This is a genomic window from Pseudarthrobacter sulfonivorans (genome assembly GCF_001484605.1).
In the GTDB taxonomy this organism is placed as follows: domain Bacteria; phylum Actinomycetota; class Actinomycetes; order Actinomycetales; family Micrococcaceae; genus Arthrobacter; species Arthrobacter sulfonivorans_A.
In genome coordinates this window covers 4,025,261-4,045,293 of sequence record NZ_CP013747.1, presented here as the reverse complement: position 1 = coordinate 4,045,293, position 20,033 = coordinate 4,025,261, and the positions used below count along the sequence as shown (strand labels likewise).

The 20,033-nt window shown below is 63.6% G+C and carries 12 protein-coding genes; 5 read left to right on the top strand and 7 right to left on the bottom strand.

Going from position 1 to position 20,033, the window contains the following annotated elements:
* Window positions 1-48: 48 nt before the first annotated feature.
* Together AU252_RS18330 and AU252_RS18325 are read left to right on the top strand one after the other, a co-directional pair.
* Complete coding sequence (locus tag AU252_RS18330; RefSeq protein WP_083510472.1) at window positions 49-1,059, top strand: substrate-binding domain-containing protein; 1,011 nt, start codon at window positions 49-51, stop codon at window positions 1,057-1,059.
* Window positions 1,056-2,705, top strand: coding sequence for a DUF2142 domain-containing protein (locus AU252_RS18325; protein ID WP_083510471.1), 1,650 nt, complete (start codon window positions 1,056-1,058; stop codon window positions 2,703-2,705). Before AU252_RS18330 ends, AU252_RS18325 begins: the two co-directional genes overlap by 4 nt.
* A gap of 122 nt (window positions 2,706-2,827) precedes the next feature.
* Here AU252_RS18325 and AU252_RS18320 read toward each other — a convergent pair whose 3' ends face one another.
* Window positions 2,828-4,729, bottom strand: coding sequence for a glycosyltransferase (locus AU252_RS18320; protein WP_083510605.1), 1,902 nt, complete (start codon window positions 4,727-4,729; stop codon window positions 2,828-2,830).
* A gap of 65 nt (window positions 4,730-4,794) precedes the next feature.
* Window positions 4,795-5,982 (bottom strand): UDP-galactopyranose mutase, encoded by a 1,188-nt coding sequence (glf, locus tag AU252_RS18315; protein WP_058931944.1) that lies wholly within the window; start codon window positions 5,980-5,982, stop codon window positions 4,795-4,797.
* Window positions 5,983-6,227: 245 nt separating this feature from the next.
* On the opposite strand from glf, the gene AU252_RS18310 reads away from it, so the two are divergent.
* A complete protein-coding gene (locus AU252_RS18310; protein ID WP_240484223.1) occupies window positions 6,228-10,241 on the top strand; it encodes an FtsK/SpoIIIE domain-containing protein in 4,014 nt (1,337 codons plus the stop codon).
* A gap of 14 nt (window positions 10,242-10,255) precedes the next feature.
* Here AU252_RS18310 and AU252_RS18305 read toward each other — a convergent pair whose 3' ends face one another.
* Window positions 10,256-10,693 (bottom strand): hypothetical protein, encoded by a 438-nt coding sequence (locus tag AU252_RS18305; RefSeq protein ID WP_083510470.1) that lies wholly within the window; start codon window positions 10,691-10,693, stop codon window positions 10,256-10,258.
* Window positions 10,694-10,924: 231 nt separating this feature from the next.
* Here AU252_RS18305 and AU252_RS18300 point away from each other — a divergent pair, with 231 nt between their 5' ends.
* On the top strand, window positions 10,925-11,173 hold the full coding sequence (locus AU252_RS18300; RefSeq protein WP_003804966.1) for a WhiB family transcriptional regulator: 249 nt from the start codon (window positions 10,925-10,927) through the stop codon (window positions 11,171-11,173).
* Window positions 11,174-11,276: 103 nt separating this feature from the next.
* Here AU252_RS18300 and AU252_RS18295 read toward each other — a convergent pair whose 3' ends face one another.
* Genes AU252_RS18295 through AU252_RS18280 form a run of 4 tightly spaced genes read right to left on the bottom strand, consistent with a single transcriptional unit; the run spans window position 11,277 to window position 19,631 of the window.
* Complete coding sequence (locus AU252_RS18295) at window positions 11,277-12,746, bottom strand: sensor histidine kinase (RefSeq protein WP_056343739.1); 1,470 nt, start codon at window positions 12,744-12,746, stop codon at window positions 11,277-11,279.
* A gap of 28 nt (window positions 12,747-12,774) precedes the next feature.
* The gene (locus AU252_RS18290; RefSeq protein WP_058931942.1) at window positions 12,775-17,628 is read right to left on the bottom strand and encodes an NAD-glutamate dehydrogenase; all 4,854 of its coding nucleotides are present in this window, start codon (window positions 17,626-17,628) and stop codon (window positions 12,775-12,777) included.
* A gap of 57 nt (window positions 17,629-17,685) precedes the next feature.
* The gene (locus AU252_RS18285) at window positions 17,686-18,993 is read right to left on the bottom strand and encodes an AAA family ATPase (RefSeq protein WP_058931941.1); all 1,308 of its coding nucleotides are present in this window, start codon (window positions 18,991-18,993) and stop codon (window positions 17,686-17,688) included.
* Window positions 18,990-19,631, bottom strand: a complete 642-nt coding sequence (locus tag AU252_RS18280) for a hypothetical protein (protein WP_058931940.1) — start codon at window positions 19,629-19,631, stop codon at window positions 18,990-18,992. Before AU252_RS18280 ends, AU252_RS18285 begins: the two co-directional genes overlap by 4 nt.
* Window positions 19,632-19,783: 152 nt before the next feature.
* Between AU252_RS18280 and AU252_RS24665 the strand changes: the two genes are divergently transcribed.
* The gene (locus tag AU252_RS24665; RefSeq protein WP_240484222.1) at window positions 19,784-19,963 is read left to right on the top strand and encodes a helix-turn-helix domain-containing protein; all 180 of its coding nucleotides are present in this window, start codon (window positions 19,784-19,786) and stop codon (window positions 19,961-19,963) included.
* The last annotated feature ends 70 nt before the right edge of the window (window positions 19,964-20,033 follow it).

The following is a 20,033-nucleotide window of genomic DNA, read 5'->3' as shown; positions in this document are numbered from 1 at the left end:
GTTTCTAGGCGAAGTGTCAGGCTCTGCGTTGCGGCCACCTTGACAGGGATGCTCTCCCTGTCAGCGTGCTCGCATTCTCCTGAAGGCATGGTTCAAGGCGCCCTCACCGGCATCGGTGGCCAATCTGCGCAAGGTGCCGTCAGCGCCTGGAGTGTCTCGTGGAGCAGCCAGGTCAAAGGCGCGTCTGTCAGCTACTCCCCCGATGGTGCCGGCGCTGGATTGAAGGCCTTCAGTGATGGCCAGGCCCATTTTACGGCGAGCGGAAGCTCTCTGTCCGACGCCGAAAAAGCGGCGATTTCCGGACTTTGCACTTCGGCGGGTGCACTTTCCATCGCAGCCGGTGTCCTGCCGGTCGGAGTCGCCATCAAAGTCGACGGAATCAACGACCTTGTGCTGGATGCCCCAACGCTGGCAGCGATTCTGCGGGGAGACGTAGAACGCTGGAACGATCCGAAGATCGCTGCATTGAACGCTGAACAGCCCCTGCCAGACGTCGAGATCAAAGTAATGGCCGAAGAGGGCCCCTCGGAAACAACTCGCGCTGTCAACACCTATCTGGCTAACTCACCCGGAGTGTCTTGGAATCCTCTCCAGCCGGACCGCTGGCCAAAGGATGTGAAGGGACTCACCGGTTCGCAGCCACGAGACCTCGCAAACAAGCTGGACGACACTGACGGCGGCCTGGCGGTACTTGATGGAGGCATCATCGGTAACCGCTTCGTCGCCACTCAACTGGTGTTTGACGGGCAGGCACGGAAGATGGACGCAGCGTCAGTGGTGAATGCAGTCGCCGCAGGCCAGGTAACGACGACGCCGCGCTCTGTTGTCCAAGCCCTGGACGACCGCGCAGGCTATGGATTGGCGACCGTGATCTACGTCAATGTCTGCCAGCAGTACGTCGAGGAACCCCTCAACCGCCTCACCCGGTCCTTTGGCGAGGCGCTTCTCGGCGAGAAGGCTCAAAAGGACGCCAATTCTTATTCCTTTGTTATGTCACCGAGCAAGAAGGCCATCAGTGAGGGCCTGGCGCTCGTACGCACAATCGGAGACGCGCGATGAGCATCAGCAGTCGGCCCACAAAGGGCCGATCAATTCCAAGACCACTGCGGACGTTCGCCGTTCTGACCGGATTGTTCGCCGTGCTCTTAGGCTTGTGGTCCGCTGCGACGCCTCTGATGGGCTTCCCTGATGAGCCGGCGCACACTATTAAGGCTGCCGCAGTTGTGCGTGGCCAGGTTCTGGTTGAGGAAGGAACTTCCTTCGGCCACGGTGTCCACGTCAAGGTTCCAGACTATATCGCCAACCTCCATGGTCAGGGGTGCTACAAATTCAATCGCGGGCAGGCGGCAGATTGCGCTCCGCTGGTCTACGCAGACGACACCTACACGAACATCGGCGTTACCTCGGCCGCGTCCTACAACCCCATGTACTACTGGCTGGTGGGGCTTCCCACCCTGATTATGTCCGGCGCGCCAGCAATCTACGCAATGAGGCTGATCAGCGCCCTGTTCTGCGCCGTTTTCTTTGCTGCGGGATTCACGGCCCTGACAGAGCTGCGACGGCCCCAGTTTGCCGTGCTGTTGGCTGCGATCGCCATGACGCCCATGGTCCTGTTCCTTGGTGGCGGCATCAACCCGAATTCAATGGAGATTGCCGCCACCATGGCTGCTTTCTCCGGGTTTGTAGTGGTGCTGGACAACTGGCGGAATACCAAGCTCGTTATTCCAGCTCTGGCGACAGTTGCCGCGTCCACTGTGGTTTTGGCCAATGCGCGCCAGATCTCCCTGGTGTGGCTCCTATGCGCACTCGTGGCTGGAGTCTGCTCGTTCAAACTCCGTCGCACCCTCCAGGTATTCGCAGACAAGCGTGTCCTCATTGCCGTCGGGCTTACCGTACCGGGAACGCTTTTGGGCCTCCTCTGGACCTGGATCGCCTCCAATGGCCCGGCAAATGTGGGCGTGGCTCCCGACGGCATCGCCAGTCCGCACCCTGATGCCCCGCTCTACCGGGGATTCTTGATCATGTTGGACCGGACGTACGACTTCTTCCCCCAGTACATCGGGGTCATGGGCTGGCTGGATACGCCCGTCCCGGAACTCGTGATGCTCGTGTGGAGCGCCCTGATGATGGCGGCGCTCGTTGCCCCTTTCTGCATCCGGCCGCTGCGGAGCTGGACGGGATACTGGGTGTCCCTGGCCATGCTGTATGTTGTGCCGGCGCTTCTTCAAACTGTCTTGTGGCGCTCCATGGGGTTCATCTGGCAGGGCCGATACACTCTCCCCTTGGTGGTCGTCCTGTTCATCACGGTCGGGCTTGGGCTAAGGCGGCTGCGTTTCGCAAACAAAGGCATGGCCGTCAAAGCAGCGAGGATCATTTTCTGGCTTGTAGGTGCATGCCACACGTTGGCATTCGTGTATGTCCTTCGGCGCTATGTTGTGGGAATCAGTGAGCTGGCAAACTGGCAGACCCTGTTCTCGTCCCCGGACTGGCAGCCACCGCTCGGCTGGTTCTTCTTGACTGTGCTCTACCTTGGTGCCGCCATGGTGGGCATGGAGGTTTTGTTCCGTTATCTGTATCCGGGGCAAACGCTCGTGACGGTCAAGCTCCGCGGGTTCCAGCTGGCCAGAATAGTCCTCCGTGACCGCAAAGTGGCAAATGACAAAGCCCGGGACAAGGTTCCCGCATCGTCGTCTCTGCTTCCATGAGGCCTCGGCTCTTCCGAACCGGGTGTTAGGCCCGCAGCAGCCGGATTAATTTTTGCCATAGAAAACGGGAGTCGCCCTCACACCAGTGAGGGCGACCCCCGTTCGTTGAGACTCGCGCGACCTCAGCGGTCCAGGCCGAACGTCTTTCGCCAGGCTTCCATAGAAACAAGCTCCGGCAGCGCTGTTCGGTACGCCTCTGCCAATGACTCCCACGATGTGAACAGGCGTGCGTGTTGGTTCCCTGCCCGGGCGAGCATAGTTCGCATTTTCCGTGGGTCGCGTTTGTACCAGGAGGCTGCGGTGCCCTCGGCGTTGGACACCACCACAGAATCGTAGTGAGCCAGACGGAACCAGCGATTGTCCACATGGGCAAGATGGCTTTGTGGCCTGGTCATGGCCTCCTCAGATGGCCTGCTGACCAGCTGGCGCGCCACGGTCGTGAGGCCCCATTTGACCATGTCTTTCTTAGCGGGCATTCCCACGTGGGACATGGTGGAGGGTCCCCCGCCCAGTGAGGGTGCCGGGAAGTCGTCAAGATCCTCACGCATCTGAGCATCCGAGTATTCGGACCGCATCCGCATGATCTCGGGCAATTTTGTAGCCAGTGACGGATGGAGATGCCCCGGCCCCTCGAACAAGTCCGCCATCGCCTTGAGACGGCTTTCTTCGGTGAAGTACTGCATGGAGACCAGATGCTTGATGTCAGACTGGAGTGACTCACGGATAACCGCGCCACCCTTGGCGTGCGGGCTGTGCAAGAGCGCCGTGATCAACCGGTTACGACTATGGAAATACGCTTGCCAACCGACCAGATCATCCTTGTCAATCCACGAAATATGCCACAGCGCAGCCCCCGGCAGGGACACCGTTCGAATGCCTGCCGCCCTGGCGCGGAGGCCATATTCTGAATCGTCCCATTTGAGAAACAGCGGAAGCGGCAGCCCAATCTTCTTGATGACCGATGTCGGGACCAGGCACATCCACCACCCGTTGTAGTCAACATCGAAACGGCGGTGCATCCAAGGTGTCTGACGAAGGTTAGAGACACTGAAATCGTGTCGCATCTGCATTTCCTGGTGCGGCTGATCAGGCGAAATGCTGCGAGCGTCAATAATTTCGCCCATCGAATACAACGTGCTTCGGCTGTAGAGGTCGAACATGTGCCCGCCAACAATCGTTGGCGTCTTGCAGTGTGCTGCAAATGACATCAGCCGTGCGATGCTCTCCGGCTCAAGGACGACATCATCGTCCAGCAACAGGACGTAGTCGCTGCCGTTCTCTACGGCCTCGTACATTCCGCGTGCGAATCCGCCGGAGCCGCCCAGGTTGGCCTGCTCAATGATGCGCAGCTTCTCGCCGAGCCGACTGGCCAATTCTTCGAATCCCGGTTGATCAGCGACCTTGTTCGTTCCCTGGTCGACGATCAGTACTTCATGCGCCAGGTCCAGAGCTTCAGGATGATCCGCGAGGATCCGGGCATTTGCAAGGCAAAAGTCCGGCTTGTTCATCGTCGTAACCTGAATTGTCACGCTTTGGGCCGGTCCCGCGGTTTGCGGGCCCTCCCAGCGCGCACGGTCCAGCACCAGATCCTCCTGGCTTGAGGCCAGGTCAAACCAATACCAGCCGCCATCCCCGAATGGCTTCAGCGACAGCAGGAACTCGGTAGAAGATTCCCCTTCGACCCTCGATCCGTCAACACGCTGAATGGTCCCCCGGGCATTGGACTTGTAGACGGAGATGGTCCCGTGGCCGCGGGTCTCTACGACGAGCCGCACCTCACGGACCTCGGTCCACCGCCGCCAATATCCTGCCGGGAAGGCGTTAAAGTACGTGCCCAACGAGAGCTGCTCCCCCGAACGCACCCTGATCGAGTGCCGGGACATAACGTCGTCAAAGTGCACCTCGCGTGGGCTTGAGCCAACGAGATGGAGTTTATCTTCCGTGCGCTTCGGGTTGCGGGCGAACTCATCGCTCTCATTAATGCGCACACCCGCTGCCGGGCCGGCGTCGGCGTAGAGCGACATCGTGTCCACGCCTGACTCCGGGGGGAATATCACCCTTTGGAGCGTCGCCCAGCCCGGCGCTTCACTCACGCGTCTACGCCTCCGCTTTCAAGCTTCGCTCCGCCTTCGAAATGAGGCCGAATCTGGTTGTCGAACATGGTCAAGGCTGAGCCTATGGCCATGTGCATGTCGAGGTACTTGTAGGTGCCCAGTCGTCCGCCGAAGAGGACGTCCTTCTCCGCAGCAGCGAGGTCACGGTACTTCAGCAGGCGTTCCCGGTCTGTGGGCGTATTGATCGGGTAGTAGGGCTCGTCGCCCTTTTCTGCGGCACGCGAGAATTCGCGCATGACGACGGTCTTTTCCGTCTGGTAGTCGCGCTCGGGGTGGAAGTGGCGGGGCTCAATGATCCGCGTGTAGGCCACCTCGGCGTCGTTGTAGTTGACCACCGACGTTCCCTGGAAATCGCCGACGTCGAGCACTTCCTTTTCGAAATCGATCGTGCGCCACGAGAGGTCGCCCTCTGCGAAGTCGAAGTAACGGTCCACCGGACCCGTGTAGATCACAGGGATGTTGCCGACGACCTTGTCCTTGCTGTATTCGTGCGACTCGTCGAAGAAGTCGGTGTTGAGCCGAACTTCGATGTTCGGGTGTTCCGCCATCTTTTCGATCCAGGCCGTATAGCCGTTAGTCGGCAGGCCCTCATACTTGTCGTTGAAGTACCGGTTGTCGTAGTTGTAGCGCACCGGGAGGCGGGAGATGATGCCCGCGGGCAGGTCCTTGGGATCGGTCTGCCACTGTTTGCCCGTGTAGTGCTTGATGAACGCCTCATAGAGCGGCCGTCCGATGAGCTGGATGCCCTTGTCGTTCAGGTTCTGCGGATCGGTCCCGGCGAGTTCGCCAGCCTGTTCCTGGATCAGAGCCTGCGCCTGGCCAGGTGTCAGGTTGGCGCGGAAGAACTGGTTGATAGTGGCCAGGTTGATGGGCAGGGAATAGACCTCGCCCTTGTGCACGCCATAGACCTTGTGGACGTAGTTCGTGAAGGTGGTAAACCGGTTCACGTACTCCCAAACACGCTCGTTGGAGGTGTGGAACAGGTGAGCGCCGTAGCGGTGCACCTCGATCCCGGTCTGTTCTTCCTTTTCGCTGTACGCGTTCCCACCGATGTGGTGGCGGCGGTCGAGGACGACCACCTTCAAGCCGAGCTCAGTGGCGGCCTGTTCTGCGATTGTCAGGCCGAAAAAGCCAGACCCTACGATGACGAGGTCAGCGGTCACAAAATCTCCTGGTTCGAATGCGGGCAGCGCAATGTTGCGCATTGTCTGCTGCACCAGCCTACCGGAGACCCCCTCGTGACCTACTAATCCGGCAGCTCAGTCCTTATCCACATACGGCACCTCGCCCCACGACACCGTCCCGCGTGATGGCTAGCTTGGAGACAAGCTGACCGTTAGGACTTCACATCATGCCGCTGCACTGCACGCTCGTTCGGAGCCCGGGCGCAGCTCTCCAGGAACCACCCGTGGAGCTGACCATCGTGGGTCCGCACGGGGCTGCCGGTGCGGAACTGCAGGCCGCGCTGACGGCAAGCTTCGGGACCGGGATTGTGTCTGTCGCCGGCGAGCACGTCGCTGACCTCAGGCTCGGACAGCCTCCGCTTGTCAACGGAGCCACGCTCGTCGACGGGGCGGATCTGAAGGAGCGCAGGTCCCGGCAGCGCACCTCCGAGCCTCCGGCGTCACTGGCATTGGCCGTCCACAGCGGTGCCGGCGCGGGGACAATTGTGCCGCTGCGGCGCGGCACGTACACCATCGGCCGCAGCAATGCCGACATTCTCATCCCAGACGCCGACGTTTCGCGGGCCCACGCACACCTGGTGGTCACCGAGACAGCCATCACGATTGTTGATCTGGACAGCGCCAACGGCACCGATGTGGATGGCGAGCGCCTGCGGAATGCCGTGATTTCGACGGGCTCCACCATTCGTTGCGGCAACTCCACCATGTCGTTGGTGTTCCTTGAGCGTTCGGGTGACGGCCTGGCCGACGCGGGGATGGATGTCCACGAGCCGATGGTTATCAGCCGGCGCGACGATCCCACGAACCGCGCGGCCCTGCTTCTGACTGCTGTGCTGCCGGTGGTAATTGGCGTGGGGCTTGCCGTCCTGACCGGAATGTGGATGTTCCTGGCCTTCACGGCCGTCTCCGCGATCTCCATCCTGGTGCCGGTGATCGGCGGCCGCCGGCAACGCCGCGAACTCGCTGCCGCGGTCAGAGCCGCGGTCACCCAGGACCAGGAACGACGACGGCGGGCCGCGCCGCCGCTATCGGACCTGACCATCGGGGATACAACAGGTAGGGGCCGGGCCGGGCCGGTATCCAAGGAGGCCATCTGGCTGCGGCTGGGCCAGGCAATTCAGCCAGCCAACCTCCGGTTCGAGCCCACGGATCCGGGACGCGCTGTCCCTTCAGCCGGCATGCTGCCACTAACGCTGAGTCCGGCCAGACCCCTCACCACCATCCGCGGGCCACGCGCCGCCGTCGACGGGCTGTTGCGCTCACTCCTGATGCAGCTTGCCGGTTATCCGCTGGGCCGGAATACCCGGGTGGTCATCCATGGCAAGGCGGAGCAGCTCCCCCTGGCCGCACGGTATCTGGACGGCGTCACCCTTTCCAGTAACTCAAGTACTCTCGGGATCCTGCTTAAGAGAGGCTTCGGACCTGCTCATGGACACGGTCTGCTCCTTCTTATGGACGGCACGGAGTCCTCGGCCAGGATCACAGCAACGGCCTTGGAACACCGGTGGCAGGTCATCCATGCCCTCGAAGGCGGGTCCGCGCTGACGAATGCTGACGTGGAACTCGGTGAACGCTCTTCCGTGTTCAATGCCGATGACGAAAGGATCCGATTCGCTCCTGATCTGGCGCCCGTTGACGTCTTCGACAGGTTTTGCCGTCGACTGGCGCGGGAGGCAAACCAGCCAGTCGGTGCGGGACGGTCCATCCCCATGTCCTGCCGGCTCGCAGAGCTGCTCCCCCACTCCACGCCCGAAACATCCAGGCGATGGTCAGCAAACAACAGCTTGCCCGGGCTTGCCGTTCCCATAGGGCGCGGTCTTGAGGGTGCCAGGACACTCGATCTCCAAAACGACGGACCGCACCTGCTGGTCGCCGGGACCACTGGCTCAGGAAAATCCGAACTCCTGCGCAGCATCACTGTTGCTCTCGCCCTCAGCTACGCGCCGGACCGCATCAACTTCCTCTTTGTGGATTTCAAGGGCGGCTCCGGACTCGGACCCCTGACCGGGCTCCCGCACTGTGTGGGTATGCTCACCGACCTGAGCAGCCATGAGCTCGAACGCGCCCTGCAGTCCCTCCGCGCCGAGATCAAATTCCGGGAACAGAGCCTTGCGGCAGTTCAGGCACTGGACCTGACGTCATTCCGGGCAACGTCGGCGGGGCGCGCGTCGCCGCTCCCCCATCTTGTAATTGTCATAGATGAATTCCGGATGCTGGTGGAGGATGCCCCCGAATCACTCCTTGAATTGATGAGGATCGCCGCCATCGGCCGTTCCCTGGGCATCCACCTGATCATGGCCACACAACGGCCCCAGGGCGCGCTGACGGCTGACATCCGCGCCAACGTCACCACCAGCATCGCGTTGCGCGTCCAGTCGGAGATGGAATCCGTGGACATCATAAATTCGAAAGCCGCGGCCGGGATCAGCGTCGATACTCCGGGCCGAGCTTACCTGGCCCGCGGAACGGAGGCTCCGCTGGAGTTTCAGGCCGGATCCCTGACAGCCGGAGCCATCCGATCCGAACCCGCCGGAATTTCGGTATGGTTGGCCTCCGAGTACATCGATGCCCCTGCAGTGCTGGGGGGTTCCGGATCCGCCGGCCATGAACCGACGCCTGCCGAGGCAACCGCCCCGTTGATGGCTTCCATGTCCGCGTTGTGGGAGACCATGAACCGTCCGGCCATCCGGAAGCCGATTGCTGCACCGCTCCCCTGTCTCCTCCCCGAACCTGCAGGCTCGTCTACCCCCGGGACCGTTGAAGGCGACGCTGATGACGACGATGGCGCCAGTGACAGGACCAAGGCCGACGCCGGTGCCACCAGCTGGTCCGTGACGCTCGGCCTGATGGACCTGCCTGCCGAACAGCGAACCGCACCCTTGATCTGGGAACCTGCCGGCCACGGACACCTGGCGCTTGTTGGCGGACCTGAATCAGGAGTGCCCGAGGCCATCCGGCTGGCAGTCCTCGGCTTGGCATCCCATGCCCGGGAATCCCACTTGTATGTGCTGGACCCGGACACTTCGTTCGTGGGGTTGGCTTCCCACTGCCGGGTGGGCGCCACGGCAGGACTGCACGAGCTTCGCCGAGCCGTACGCATCCTGGAGCGTCTGGCACGGGAGCAGTCACTCCGGCTGGGACGTCCCGCCGCTGACGACGACATACCGCTCGTGCTCGTGATCGCTGGCTGGGGATCCTGGCTCTCGGCCTTACGTGCCGGGCCGTTGGCGTGGGCCGAGGACGTTCTCCATGACCTTGTCCGGGATGGAAACCGGGCCGGTATCACGGTGATCATCTCGGGTCAGCGGGAACTGGTCACTTCCAGGTTCTTCGCAGCCATTCCCAACCGGGTGTACTTCCCGACCGGATCCAGCGACGACAGCCGGATTGCCTGGCCGAAACTGCCTCCGACAGCGCCCGCGGTGGGAAGGGCCGTCGCTGTGGGCGCGCTGTCGGGTGGAAGAACTACAGTCTGCCAGTTCTACACGGCTGCCGGCGCTGAGGCCGCAGATCAGGGGGTAGCCCAAGCGCCGGAGCCCTCCCTGCGGCGTCGACCATTCCGAGTGGAGCCCCTGCCGGCCGTGGTTCCGGCGGCCCAGATCCTGAACCGGGCGGCCCCTCAGATCCCGGCTGAACTGGAAGGCAGGATCCCGCCGGGGCAGCGCGTCCTCCGCATCGGCGTGGGCGGCGACGAACTTGACCTGATATCCGTCCGGGCGCCTGCGGGTGGAGTGCTGGCCGTGCTGGGCGGCACCTCGTCTGGCAAGTCGTCTTTTCTCCGGCTCCTGCCAAAGGTCAACCCTGAAGCAGGACCGTGGCTTATGCCGGAGCAGGACACCGACCCGGGTGCCTATTGGTCCGGGATCCTGCGCCAAGCCACCACGGGTGGTCTGGAACGGAACTCGGTGGCATTGGTTGACAATGCGGACCTGTTGCCGCAGGACGTCACCCGTGACCTTGCCGACCTCAACACGCTTGGAATCACGGTGCTTATGACCGTGGGATACAGTCCGATACTCGCCCAGCGGGTTCCACTGGCGCTCCAGGCACGCAACTTGGGCTGCGGCATCCTGATCGCGCCCCGGACCTTTATGGACGGAGACCTCTTAGGGGTCCGCTTCGAGACGGAACCCAACCCGCCACCGGGACGGAGCGTTCTCATCCAGAACGGCCGCGCCACCGCCGTCCAACTGGGCTGGGTACCGCCGGATCAGTCGAAGGACGGATTGGCCGCCTAAAGTGCCGGTGGTGCCTAGAACGCCGGAGGCGAATCGGCTGTCCGGGATGCGTAGCTGATGACGCGTTTGTCGAACAGGAGCACTATGGCCGCAAGCGCCGGCACCACCATGGCGATCCCCGCCCAAATGACGCCGCCGGTAAGGGTCGGGACGCCGATAGTAAGGACAAACAGCTGGGCGACCAGCGCCGCTGCCCTCGTCCACCGGCGCCCTCGGAAGAGGAAGTGCCCCACCGAATAGAGCCAGGCCGAGAAAGCGAGCAAGAGGACCAAAGTAAATACGGCTCCCCAAAAAGACAGTACCGGTGCACCGGTCAGGAGTTCGTAGCCGTACCAGGCGGCGGCAACCAATAGCGCGGAGGCCTCGGCGGCAACAACAAGAGCTATCGCCACAATGCCGCGCGGGCGCGTGGATGGCGACGGATCTGCAGGGTTCGTGGGGGGTCTTGACACACTGGCACCCTACCGGAGATAGTCGGACAGTGGCGGGGGCCGGCAATGCCCGTGTGATGTATCGCTCAGCTATCCGGGGATTTCAAGCTGTATTACCCCTTGTTTACACAGCGTTAACATGACAGGCTTGACTGAGATGACCAAGGGGGCCCCTCAGGGCCCTTTTCCTTTGTAGCTACTAGTGAATTATTTCACAAAGAGCTTTTCCCAGAATTGGAGCAACTGATCAGCATGGATTGGCGTAACCGCGCGGCGTGCCTCGACAAGGACCCGGAACTGTTTTTCCCCGTAGGAAACACAGGGCCTGCCCTCCTCCAGATTGAGGAAGCCAAAAGCGTTTGCCGCCGCTGCCCCGTCGTTGACACGTGCCTCCAGTGGGCACTTGAGTCCGGCCAGGACGCCGGCGTCTGGGGCGGCATGAGCGAAGACGAACGCCGCGCCCTTAAGCGCCGCGCCGCACGCGCCCGCCGAGCCTCCTAGGCTCGGTCCTTAAAGCCCTAGCACCGACAGCCTCACACAACGATGGCCGCAACCCTTCCGGGTTGCGGCCATCGGCTGTTAAGTCACGTGCAAGGTCCCCGGGCTACCTGGCCGCCAGGCTGAGGCGGATCTGGACAGCCGTTCCGCCGCCGTCGCGCGGGTGCCACGCGATGGTGCCGCCCAGCTCACTGGTGACCAGCGTGCGGACAATCTGAAGCCCCAGCCCCTCGACGTGCGGCGTATCCGGCAGTCCCACACCGTCGTCGGCAATGGTGACGGTCAGCAGTTCCTCGCCGTCTTCCTCTTCGGAACGGTCTGCGATGAGCCACACGGTGCCGGTCCGTCCTTCGAGCCCGTGCTCGACGGCGTTGGTCACCAGTTCATTGATGACCAGTGCCAGCGGGGTGGCGAAGTCGCTGGGCAGTTCCCCAAACAGTCCAGACCGCTCGGTCTTGACCTGCTGCGATGGCGAGGCGACCTCTGCGGAAAGCCTGAACTGGCGGCCGATCAGCTCGTCGAAGTCAACGCTCTGCGCCAATCCCTGTGAAAGAGTCTCGTGGACCAGCGCGATGGTGGCCACGCGCCGCATCGCCTGCTCCAGGCCCTGCTTGGCCTCGTCGCTGACCATCCGGCGGGACTGCATACGCAGCAGGGCTGCTACCGTCTGCAGGTTGTTTTTCACGCGGTGGTGGATCTCGCGGATGGTTGCGTCTTTGGTGACGAGTTCCATCTCCCGGCGCCGCAGTTCCGACACGTCCCGGCACAGCACCAGCGCACCAAAGCGCTGCTGCTCGTCCCGCAGCGGGATGGCCCGCAGCGAGAGGCTCACACCACGGGATTCAATCTCACTACGCCACGGCATCCGCCCGGTCACCACCAGCGGCAGCGTCTCGTCCACCAGCCGCCGGTCCTTCAGCAGGCCGGCGGTCACCTCGGCCAGGGAACGGCCCTCCAGCGACTCGCCGTCGCCCAGCCGCCGGAAGGCCGATACCCCGTTGGGGCTTGCGTACTGCACAATTCCTTCGGCATCGAGCCTGATCAGGCCGTCCCCCACACGAGGCGCGCCGCGGCGCGAACCGGTAGGCGAGGCAAAGTCAGGCCACAGCCCCAGCGTTCCCATCCGGAGGAGATCGTAGGCACACTGCCGGTACGTCAGCTCCAGGCGGGACGGCATCCGGGAACTGGACAGGTCCATGTGAGTGGTCACCACAGCCAGGGTCCGGCCGTTGCGGACCATCGGCACAGCCTCCACCCGCAACGCCATATCAGTGCTCCAGTTGGTCTCACTGGACCGCTCGATGGCACGGCTGCTCCAGGCCTTGTCCACGAGCGGCTGCAGGTCCTGCCGGATGGGCTCGCCCACAAAGTCGCCGTGGAACACGGTGTGCGTGGTGGACGGCCTGACGTGCGCCAGCGCCACATAGCCGTGATCCGGGTGCGGGAACCACAACGCCAAGTCGGCGAACGCCAGGTCAGCGACCATCTGCCAGTCGCCCACCAGGAGGTGCAGCCATTCGGCATCGCCCGGCCCGAAATCAGCGTGTTCCCTGATGGGGTCCGTAAAGATTGCCACTGCACCTCCAGTTACGACGCCGGGATTCCTAGCGTCGGACGATTGACCTCAAGAGCCTCAATGCTACCGACAGTGAGGCCATGTCGTCGGCCTCGAGCGAGTTGACCTCGTCAAACATGCTCTTTGCCCTGCCCAGCTGCTCGGCATTCTGGCGTTCCCAGTCCTTCAGCCTGTCCTCCGCGGAGTCCCCGGACGCCGTCGACTCGAGTACCGCCGTCGTCATGTCCGAGACGGTGGAATAGAGGTCATCCCGGAGTGCGGCCCTGGCCAGTGCCTGCCACCTGTCCTGGCGCGGCAGGCTGCTGATCCGTTCCAGCAGCGAGTCAGCGTGGAAGCGGTTGAACACTGTGTAGTAAACGGCCGCGATCTCCTCCACCGGCTCCTTACGGGCATGCACGATCGTGGCGATGTCCAGCAGGACAAAGCTCTCGAAGAGCTCCGCCCACCGGAAGGCAAGCCCATCCGGGAGTTCCCACGCACGCGCGGTCTCCAGCCAGTCCGCAACGCGGTCACGGTCATCACCACGCAGGTAGTCCAGGAGCCGGGCCCGCATCGGGTCCAGGAGCGGCTTGAACTCGGCCACGGTGTCCGCGATGGGCCGGGACGTGCCGCCCTGCGCCAGCAGCCACCGGACAGCGCGGTCCAGCAGACGCCGGATGTCCAGGTGGACGGTGCTCCAGTGCTCTGTGGGGAACGACGCCGGCAGGCTGTTCAGCTCCCCCACCATGGTGTTGAGGTCGAAAATCTCGCGGAGCGCCACAAATGCCTTGGCCACAGCCACTTCCGTGGCCGAGGTTTCCTCCATGGTCCGGAAGGCGAACGTGATGCCGCCCAGGTTGATCATGTCGTTGGCCACCACCGTGGCAATGATCTCGCGCCGCAGCGGATGGGTGTCCAGCTCGGCGTCGAACCGTTCGCGCAGCTGCTGCGGGAAGTACGCCCGCAGCGTCCCGCGGAACCACGGATCGTCGGCGAGGTCGCTGTCACGCAGCGCCGAGGCCAGCTCGATCTTCGCGTAGGCCGCCAGCACGGACAGCTCCGGCGACGTCAGCCCCTGGCCCTGGCCCAGCCGCTCGCGCAGGGTTTCGGTGCTGGGCAGCGCTTCAAGGTCACGCTTCAGGTCAGCCGACTTTTCCAGCCAGTCCATGAGTCGCTCATAGCTGGGACTCCACTCGGCCACCCGCATCCGGTCGTTCAGGAGCAGGATGTTCTGGTCCACGTTGTCCTCGAGGACCAGCCGCCCTACCTCGTCCGTCATGGAGGCGAGGAAGCCGGCCCGTTCCTCCGGGGTCAGCTTGTCCGCAGCCACCATCCGGTCTACAAAGATCTTGATGTTCACTTCATGGTCAGAGCAGTCGACGCCGGCCGAGTTGTCGATCGCGTCGGTGTTCAGGATGACCCCTTGCAGGGCAGCTTCGATGCGGCCGCGCTGTGTCATGCCCAGGTTTCCGCCTTCGCCAACCACCTTGACCCGCAGGTCCTTGCCGTCCACGCGAATGCTGTCGTTGGCCTTGTCACCCACGGAGGCGTTGGACTCGGTGCTGGCCTTGACGTACGTTCCGATCCCGCCGTTATAGAGCAGGTCTGCGGGGGCGAGCAGGATAGCGCGGAGAAGCTCCGGCGGGCTGAGTTCGGTGGTCGCCTCGGGCAGGCCCAGGGCCGCCCGGACCTGCCGCGAGACCGGAATGGACTTGGCCTGGCGGGCGTACACGCCGCCGCCTTCGCTGATGAGGGATTTGTCGTAGTCGTCCCACGAGGACCGCGGCAGTTCGAACAGCCTCCGGCGTTCCACGAACGACGATTCCGTTTCAGGTGCGGGGTCAAGGAAGATGTGCCGGTGGTCGAACGCTGCCAGCAGCCGGATATGCCGGGACAGGAGCATGCCGTTGCCAAACACATCGCCTGACATGTCGCCCACGCCCACCACGCTGAACGGCTGGGTCTGGGTATCGACGTCGAGCTCGCTGAAGTGACGTTTGACCGACTCCCAGGCGCCACGTGCCGTGATGCCCATGGCCTTGTGGTCGTAACCCACCGAACCTCCGGAGGCGAACGCGTCACCGAGCCAGAACCCGTATTCTGCGGCCAGCCCGTTGGCAATATCCGAGAACGTGGCCGTCCCCTTGTCCGCCGCCACCACAAGGTAGGAATCGTCGTCGTCGTGCCTGACAACGTCCGACGGCGGCACTACAGTTTCGCCCTCAGCTCCGGTGACGAGGTTGTCAGTGAGGTCCAGCAGGCCCCGGATGAACGTCTTGTAGCTTTCAACACCCTCCGCCATCCAGGCGGCACGGTCCGCGGCAGGATCGGGCAGCCGCTTGGCGAAGAAGCCGCCCTTGGCCCCGGTGGGAACGATGACCGCGTTCTTGACGGTCTGCGCCTTCACCAGGCCAAGGATCTCCGTCCGGAAATCCTCGCGCCGGTCAGACCAGCGCAGGCCGCCGCGGGCCACCTTGCCGAAGCGAAGGTGGACGCCCTCAACCCGCGGGGAGTAGACCCAGATTTCGAACATCGGCCGCGGGAAAGGCAGGCCCTCAATCCGGGCAGGATCGAGCTTGAAGCTCAGGTGCGTCTTGTACTGGAAGTAGTTGGTGCGGAGGGTCGCCTCGATCAGGTTCGCCAAAGTCCGCAGCACACGGTCGGCGTCGAGCGTTGCCACCTCTTCAATGGCAGCTGACAGCTCGCCGCGGACTTTCTCCTGCGCCGCAAGGCGCTCAGTCCCGCTCAGGGCGGGATCGAACCGGGCCGCGAAAAGAGCCGTCAGGGCCTTGGTGACATCGGGATTGGCGAGCAGCGTGTCCGCCATGAAGCCCACCGAGTTGGTATTTCCCATCTGCCGCATGTACCGGGCATAGGCCCGCAGGACCGTGATCTGACGCCACTGCATCCCCTCACGCAGCACCAGCCGGTCAAAACTGTCAGACTCAACGGCGCCGGATACGGCGGCACCGAACGAGTCCGCCAGCAGCTGTCCCGTGGCCAGCGGATCAATGCCGGCAGGGTATTTCAGCCCGAGGTCGTAGAGGAAGAAGTCCCGCTGGTCAGCCGTCTCGATCTCAAAGGGCCGCTCATCCAGCACCTCGAGACCCAGATTGTGGAAGAACGGCAGGATCTGGCTCAGGCTCTTGGGCTCCAGCATGTACAGCTTGACGCGGGCATCCTCCTCCAGGACTTCACCGGCGCCCTTGGGCAAGTACACATGGACGCCCGGCCGTTCCTGCCTGGCACCGGCCGTGCGCTCGGCTTCAGCCCCGTATTTCTCGAACCGGGCGATGTCCTCCAGCGCGTCTTCGACCTCGTAATCCACCCGGTAGCCGGCCGGAAAAGCCTCCGACCAGATCGCGGCAAGCTCCTTCGCCTGCTCATCAGCGCCGCGTTCCCGCAGGACTTCAGCGATGCCCTCACTCCACGAACGCGCTGCCCGGACCAGCCGCGCTTCAAGCTCATCGGCGTTGAACTGGCTGACCTCGCTGCCCTTGGGCAGGCGGATCCGGAAAAACAGGCGGGCGAGGGCCGATTCGGTCATCCGCGCTTCGTAGTCGATGGACTCAGCCTTGAACGTGGTCCGTAATTCTTCCTCGATGCGGAGCCGGACATTGGTGGTGTACCGGTCACGCGGAAGGTAGACCACCGCGGACATAAAACGGCCGTAGATGTCCGGCCGGAGGAACAGCCGGGTCCGCCGCCGCTCCTGCAATCTCTGGATGCCGGTTGCGGTGGACGCCAGGTCCTCGGTCTCGATCTGGAACAGCTCGTCGCGGGGGTACGTCTCCAGGATCCCCAAAAGGTCCTTGCCGGAGTGTGAGTCCGGCGGGAAGCCGGCATTGCCCAGCACGGCGTCCACTTTTTCGCGCACAACGGGGATGTTCCGGACGGATCCGGCGTAGGCACTGGTTGCGAACAGGCCGATGAAGCGGCGCTCGCCGTTGACGTTGCCGGCCGCGTCGAAACTCTTAACGCCAATGTAGTCAAGGTACGCGGGGCGGTGGACGGTGGACCGTGAGTTTGCCTTGGTGATCACCAGCGCCCGCTTTTCGCGGGCCTTTTTTCGGCCGGCGTCGGTGAGATGCTGCATATGCGGCGCACCCGGCTTCGCCCGGAGCAGTCCGAGGCCGCTGTCTTCACGCAGTTCCAGTACATCTTCACCGTCGACGGTAACGAGGTCGTACTCACGGTATCCAAGGAAAGTGAAGTTGCCGTCGTCGAGCCAGCGCAGAAGATCCTGCGCCTGCCGCAGTTCGGCAATCTGGGCCGGGTGGGACACCTGGTCCAGGCTCGCGGCAATCTGTTGGGCCTTGTTGCGCATCTTGGGCCAGTCTTCGACGGCGGCGCGCACGTCTCCCAGGATGCGGTCCAGCCCGTCCAGCAACGACGCCTTTGCCTCGTCGGAGACGCGGTTGATTTCCACGGCGATCCACGACTCCATGTGGGAGGCGTTTTCGCCCTGCGCGATGAGGTGCGACAGCATGGGCATCGCCGCCGTATCACCGCTGGACAGACCGATGTGGGAGGGGACGCGGTCAACTTTAACCAGCTGCCCAGTTTCCCGGTTCCGGGTCACCACGAACAGCGGATGAAGCACAAGCCCGATGGCGGCGTTCTGGCGCACAAGCTCGGCGTTGACCGAGTCGACAAGGAAAGGCATATCGTCCGTGACAACATAGACGACGCTGCTGTCCGCCTCGTTAACGATGGAAACCTGCGCCTGGCCCGGCTGCCGGTTCGCGGCCACACCCCGGTGGGTTTCCGCCCGGCTGGCCAGCGCCTCCGGGGAATAGGTCCGGGCATCCTCTTCGGCCAGATGTTGGTAGTAGTCCGCGAGGAATCCCTCCCGGTCACCAATGGCCAAGGCTTGATCCTCCACGCTGGATCCAGACGACATCAACAAACGCCTCCATCACAAGTTTGATGCTGCACCGTCGCAGCTCCTACGGCGAGCCTAACCCTTTCGGCGACGCCTCGGTGTGGAAGAAAATACAGAGGATCGTGAAGATCGCTGGACAGGTGCACAAACCAATTCAGCGATCGCGTGCCTGAGCTTGGAATCCGGCGCCGTTTCGAGCAGCAGCGAGCCGCCGAGCAGGGCCGCATCAGCTGCGGGGCTGTCCGCCGGCAGGAAGACCGCGATCTGCGACGACGGACCATACCGTTCCCACGCATCCTTCAGCTGGCGTTCCGGGGACCTCCCCACCGCCGCCGCCCGGACCTTGTTCATCACCACAACAGGCGACGCCTGCGGGACTGCCAACTCAAGCTCCGCGAGTCCGCGGACCAGCCGGGGAACCCCCACCGGATCGGCGGCCCCCACGGCATAGACGGTGTCCGCCAGTTCCAGGGTCCGCAAGGTCGCGGCATTCCGGCGCGGAGCCATCGTGTCGAAGCTGAGTTCCTCGTCCGCCTCCAGGCAGAAGCCGGTGTCCACAACCACGACGTCGGCAACCTCCTTCGCGCGCTCCAGCACCAGCGACAGGGCTGCTGCCCGTAGTTCGGTCCACCTGTCCGCCCGGGTGATCCCGGTCAGGACTCGGAAAGTTCCAAGCTTGGTGGTGACCGGTGTGGCCACCTTCAGCAGCGCATCGGCGTCGAGCAGTCCCTGGTCCGCAAGGCGGCAGGCCTGCGCGATCCCCGCAGATTCATCCAGCAGGCCCAGGACTGCGGCGATGCTGGCCCCGTAACTGTCGGCGTCGACGAGGAGCACGGATTTCCCATCCGCAGCCAGTTCCCCTGCGATGTTGGCCGCGACGAAGGTCCGGCCGGGTGAACCGGCGGGACCCCACACGGCAATGATCTTGCCCTCCCCGGAGGCCGGCGGCACGTCCGCCTGGTCTGCGGGACGCTGACGCAACGCAGCGCTGGTGTCCCCCAGCCCGCTCCCGAACGTTGCATCCCTGGCGGTGCCTGTCAGCTGGGCAACGGCCTCGGCAATCCTGCCGGCCAGGGCGGCGGACTCTACGCCGGTCAGTGCGGAGGCCACACCGATCCCGCGCAGCCTGGCAGCCTCGTCGGCGTCATCCGTGAGGGCGATGATCGCCACGCCCACGGCACCGAGCCGATCAACGAGCGAAGCAGTCAGGCCCTCGCAGCCGTCGGCCACCACAGCGGCCCGTGCCAGGCCGCTCTGGCAGGCCGCCAGCAGTTCCGTCAGTTCGGTGCAGCGACGGACCACCGTGACCGGACCGTGGAGCCGCTCCAACCCGCCCACCACGTCCTCGCGGGCCTGGCCCACGGTGACCACGGGGATGCTCATGAGGCCCCGCCCGGGTTCCACACCACTGAAATCTTGGCCTGGTTCGCCTGCGCGCCGAGGATGGCCGGCATCTGGCCGTCGGCAACCAGCACCATCAGCACCGTATTGCGGGAGGACCCCAAGGCCGTCGAGCCGGCGGTCACCTGTGCAATTTCCGCGCCGGGCAGCAGGAGCTTCGGCTCACTGAAGCCGTTGCGGGCATCCGGCAAGGCAACCCAGACGTCCACCCGGGTCCCGGCAACCGCCTGCGGCGGCAGTGCTTCCTCAATGGTCACGGCCACGGGCTTGCGGTCCAACGAATCCACAGTGGCCAGACTTTCCTTGGGCACCAATTGGTTCTTGCCGATTCTTTGGACTGCGACCAACCCGTCGGGGAGCCCTGCTTCAACGGTGACGTAATGCTGTTCGGTCTCACCCAGGCGGACCTTGGCCCGGACCACATTGTCCGCGGTCAGCTTCTCACCCACCGCAATGGAGTCCCGGGCGGCGTACACCTCGGTGGTCTGATCAGCGCTGCCAACCAGCGAGATCACTCCCACCACCGATGCCAGGACCAGCAGCACGCCAACCAGCAGCCGGGGATCCTTCCACGACGGCGGTTTCAGCCTGGCACCTGTAGTAACGGCATCGTGGCTCATGCTCTTCTCCCCCTAGCTCCGGTCCAGGCGGCTGGCTGCGTCCGGACACCTCATTGTTACGGCATGGACCCCGGAACAAAAGTCAAAAGACCAAACAACATCAAACTGTGGATAACCGCACCAGATGGCGCCTTCAATGGCAAAATGGAGCTATGCCCAGATTCCTGACTCTCGCCGATGTTGCTGAACAGCTGCAAATCAACTCGCCGGCGGCCTATGCCTTGGTCCGCAGCGGAGAACTGAAGGCCATCCAGGTGGGTGGAAGGCGTTATCTTGGGCATTTTTGCAGCCCTGAGCGTTCCTTTGCCGTCACTGCAGGGTTCCGGGCCTGATGAGGGTGAATGGTTTTTGTGCGGTTCGTGAGGAACGTTGGGGTGGCTTGGGTAGTGTTTGGGGCGTGAT